Annotated in this window: 4 protein-coding genes; 2 read left to right on the forward strand and 2 right to left on the reverse strand. The window is 69.6% G+C overall.

Annotated features, from left to right (window positions below):
- A partial coding sequence (locus GWK61_RS52965; RefSeq protein WP_194921884.1) for a PhzF family phenazine biosynthesis protein occupies positions 1-654 on the reverse strand: 654 nt, incomplete at its 3' end.
- A gap of 37 nt (positions 655-691) precedes the next feature.
- Positions 692-2,545, reverse strand: a complete 1,854-nt coding sequence (lepA, locus tag GWK61_RS52970) for a translation elongation factor 4 (RefSeq protein WP_194921885.1) — start codon at positions 2,543-2,545, stop codon at positions 692-694.
- Between the two features lie 247 nt (positions 2,546-2,792).
- Here lepA and rpsT point away from each other — a divergent pair, with 247 nt between their 5' ends.
- Complete coding sequence (rpsT, locus tag GWK61_RS52975; protein WP_194921886.1) at positions 2,793-3,059, forward strand: 30S ribosomal protein S20; 267 nt, start codon at positions 2,793-2,795, stop codon at positions 3,057-3,059.
- A 260-nt stretch (positions 3,060-3,319) separates the two neighbouring features.
- Positions 3,320-4,513, forward strand: a complete 1,194-nt coding sequence (locus GWK61_RS52980; protein ID WP_194921889.1) for a serine/threonine-protein kinase — start codon at positions 3,320-3,322, stop codon at positions 4,511-4,513.
- Positions 4,514-4,520 lie beyond the last annotated feature (7 nt).

The following is a 4,520-nucleotide window of genomic DNA, read 5'->3' on the forward strand; positions in this document are numbered from 1 at the left end:
GGCTCGGAGATGTCTATAAGAGACAGGAGCCGGCCGGGCCAAGATCTCCGACCCCCACCCCTGCCGAATCACCAACGGCCGCCGCAAGGCCCCCACCTGCCGCATCGCCGCGGATCCGGTCGCCTCGTCCTCGTCGACCCCGCTGTCGGCGGCGAACACCCGCGCCCGCATCACGCCCTGCGGCTCGTCGACCCAGGCCCAGAACTGGTGCCGCCGGTACTCCGGCCCCGGGGGCACCGCCAGCGTCTCCACCGCGGCCTCGTCCGCCACCTCGACCAGGCCCCACTCCGGCGCGTCGTCGATCCGGCCGCGGATCCACGTCCGGCCGTCCTCGGCCCAGGTCGGGACCTCCGCGGCCTTCTGCGGCCGCAGCGTCGGCACGTCGCGCCCGGCCAGCCGCGACAGCAGCCAGGCCGTCCCGACCAGCGGGTGCCCCGCCAGCGGCAGCTCCTCCGCCGGGGTGAAGATGCGCAACCGGGCCTGCTCGACGTCGTCGACGAACACCACCTCGCTGAACCGCAGATCGGAGGCCAGCTTCTGCCCCGCGGCGGCGTCCAGGTGGGCGGCGTCGAGCACCACGCCCAGGTTGTTGCCGAACAACCCGTGCGCGTCGGTGAAAACCCGTACTATATGGACCTCGGCCATCACGCTCATGGGCACAGGCTACTGCCCGCGCCCGGCTGCGTGACCGTTACTTCTTCGCCTTGTCACCCGTCTCGTTGGTCAGCGCGGCGATGAAGGCGTCCTGCGGCACCTCGACCCGCCCGACCATCTTCATCCGCTTCTTGCCTTCCTTCTGCTTCTCCAGCAGCTTGCGCTTCCGGCTGATGTCACCGCCGTAGCACTTCGCGAGGACGTCCTTGCGCATCGCCCGAACGGACTCGCGGGCGATCACCCGGGAGCCGATCGCGGCCTGGATCGGCACCTCGAACTGCTGGCGCGGGATCAGCTCGCGCAGCCGCTCGGTCATGCGCACGCCGTACGCGTACGCCTTGTCCTTGTGCACGATCGCGGAGAACGCGTCGACCGTCTCGCCGTGCAGCAGGATGTCGACCTTCACCAGGTCCGCCTGCTGCTCGCTGGTGGGCTCGTAGTCCAGGGACGCGTAGCCGCGGGTCTTGGACTTCAGCGAGTCGAAGAAGTCGAAGACGATCTCGGCCAGCGGCAGCGTGTAGCGGATCTCAACGCGGTCCTCGGACAGGTAGTCCATCCCCAGCAGCGCCCCGCGCCGGCTCTGGCACAGCTCCATCACGGCGCCGACGAAGTCGTTCGGCGTCAGGATGGTCGCGCGCACCACCGGCTCGTGGATCGCCGTCACCTTGCCGCCGGGCATCTCCGAGGGGTTGGTGACGATGTGCTCGGTGCCGTCCTCCATCTCGACCCGGTACACCACCGACGGCGCGGTGGCGATCAGGTCCAGGTTGAACTCGCGGTCCAGGCGCTCGCGGACGATCTCCAGGTGCAGCAGTCCCAGGAAGCCGACCCGGAAGCCGAAGCCCAGGGCCGCCGACGTCTCCGGCTCGTAGACCAGGGCCGCGTCGTTGAGCTGCAGCTTGTCCAGGGCCTCGCGCAGCTCCGGGTAGTCCGAGCCGTCGATCGGGTAAATGCCGGAGAACACCATCGGCTTGGGCTCTTTGTAACCGCCGAGAGCTTCCAGGGCGCCCTTGTTCAGGGTGGTGACGGTGTCGCCGACCTTGGACTGGCGCACGTCCTTCACGCCGGTGATCAGGTAGCCCACCTCGCCGGCGGCCAGACCTTGCGACGAGGTCGGCTCCGGGGAGATGACGCCGATCTCCAGCAGCTCGTGGGTGGCGCCGGTGGACATCATCTGGATGCGCTCGCGCTTGGTCAGGTGACCGTCGACCACCCGGACGTAGGTGACCACGCCGCGGTAGGAGTCGTAGACCGAGTCGAAGATCACGGCCCGCGCCGGGCCGTTCGGGTCGCCGGCCGGGGCCGGGACCCGGCGGACCACCTCGTTGAGCACGTCCGGGACCCCGACGCCGGACTTGGCGCTGACCCGCAGCACCTCGTCGGGCTCGCAGCCGATCAGCCGCGCCATCTCCTCGGCGTACTTCTCCGGCTGCGCGGCCGGCAGGTCGATCTTGTTCAGGACCGGGATGATCTGCAGGTCGTTCTCCATGGCCAGGTACAGGTTGGCCAGGGTCTGCGCCTCGATGCCCTGAGCTGCGTCAACCAGCAGGAGGGTGCCCTCGCACGCCGCCAGCGAGCGCGAGACCTCGTAGGTGAAGTCCACGTGCCCGGGGGTGTCGATCATGTTCAGGATGTAGGTCTTGCCGTCGTCGGCCTGCCAGGGCAGCCGGACCGCCTGCGACTTGATGGTGATCCCGCGCTCGCGCTCGATGTCCATCCGGTCCAGGTACTGCGCGCGCATGGCGCGCTCGTCGACCACACCGGTGAGCTGGAGCATCCGGTCGGCCAGGGTCGACTTGCCGTGGTCGATGTGGGCGATGATGCAGAAGTTGCGGATCAGCGCCTGGTCGGTGGTCGACGGCTGCGGGATGTTCGGCGGCAGGGCGGGCACTCGGCGGTCCAGTCTGTCTGGGTACGACGTGGTGAGGAACGAGGTGGTGGTTTATTACACTGCCCCTATCGTCCCATGACCCACGGGGTTACCGGGAACGCTATATGCGGACGTCATCGTGCAGGTGATCGCGCAGGTGCCCGGTTTGGGCCCGCGCACGCCCGCCTGTTAGTCTGGTCCCTTGCGTGGCGCGTGCGTTGCCTCGCGCCCACCACCTTCTATCTCACCAAAGCAGAGGCATCTTTCAGTGGCGAACATCAAGTCCCAGATCAAGCGGATCAAGACCAACGAGAAGGCGCGCCAGCGCAACAAGGCCGTCAAGTCCTCGCTGAAGACCGCGATCCGCAAGACCCGCGAGGCCGTCGAGTCCGGCGACGCCGCGAAGGCGCAGGAGCTGGCCCAGGCCGCCTCCCGCGAGCTGGACAAGGCCGCCTCGAAGGGCGTCATCCACGCCAACCAGGCCGCGAACAAGAAGTCGGCGCTGGCCAAGAGCGTGAACGCCCTGCAGGGCTGACCCTTCCCTGCCATGCGGTCCCTCTCGCCGCGGTAGAGAAAACCGAACTCCCGATCGGCGCGACCCCTTCCCCAGGGGTCGCGCCGATCGTTTTCGTGTGCTGGATTGTGGGCTGGTTTGTGGGCTGGTTTGTGCGCTGCCTCGCGTGTTGCTTTGTGTGTTGCGTGCTGCCATACCGCGACGTGGCGAGCGGAGCCATAGCGCTACGCTGAGCGCGGGGCAGCACGCACAAGAGAATCACTGGGGGTGGGGACGACTTCATGGAGCCGCTGCGATCGGCCGATCCGAGACGGATCAGCAGCTACGAGATCCTGAACCGGCTCGGCGCCGGGGGCATGGGGCAGGTGTACCTGGGGCGCTCGCCGTCCGGGCGCCGCGTGGCGGTGAAGGTGATCCGTCCCGAGCTGACCAACGACCCCACCTTCCGCCAGCGCTTCCGCCGCGAGGTCACGGCGATGCGGCAGGTGTCCGGCTTCTTCACCGCCCCGGTGGTCGACGCCGACCCCGACGGCGACCCGGCCTGGCTGGCCACGGCGTTCGTACCCGGGCCGTCGCTGGAGAGCGCGGTCACCGACGGCGGCGCGATGCCGCACCAGGACGTGCTCCTGCTGGCCGCAGGACTGGCCGAGGCGCTGAACGCGATCCACCGCGAGGGCCTGACACACCGCGACCTGAAGCCGGGCAACGTCCTGATGGCCGACGACGGGCCGCGCGTCATCGACTTCGGCCTGGCCGTCGCCACCGGCTCCACCAACCTGACGCAGGCCGGCACCGTGGTCGGCACCCCCGCCTTCATGTCGCCGGAGCAGGTCTCCGGCCAGAACGTGGGCCCCGCCTCCGACGTCTGGTCGCTGGGCGCGGTCCTGGCCTACGCCGCCACCGCAGCCTCCCCCTTCGGCGACGGCACCACCATGGAGACCATGCTGCGGGTGATGAACGGCGAGCCGAACCTGTCCGGCCTGACCGGCACGCTGGCGCAGCTGGTGACGGCCTGCATGTCGAAGGACCCGAACGCGCGGCCGACGCCGGCCCGGATCCTGCAGGTGCTGTCGGAGGGCGCCGGGGTGCAGGCGACGATGGCGATGGATGTGCATGTTCCGGGGGCGGGGGCGGCGGCCGGGCCGACGCCTGACAAGCCCGCAGCGCCCGCACAGCTCGACCAGCCTGGACCGACGCCGACACCGACGCCGATGCAGACGGCGCCTGCTTGGGGCTCGGGTCAGCACACCGGCCCGGCCTCGGGTTCGAGTCCTGCGGCACCTGCCTGGGGTTCCGGGCCTGCTTCCGGCTCGACATCGGGTCCGAATCCTGTGCCTGCCTGGGGTTCCGGCCAGAACACCACTCCGGCACCCGCCACCCCGCCACAGCCATCGGCCCCCGCCTGGGGCTCCGGCGCCGCTCCCACCGCACCCACGCCTGCCTGGAACGCGCCCTGGGCGATCTTCAGACTGTGACTCTCAG

This window comes from Catenulispora rubra (assembly GCF_015356825.1).
In the GTDB taxonomy this organism is placed as follows: domain Bacteria; phylum Actinomycetota; class Actinomycetes; order Streptomycetales; family Catenulisporaceae; genus Catenulispora; species Catenulispora rubra.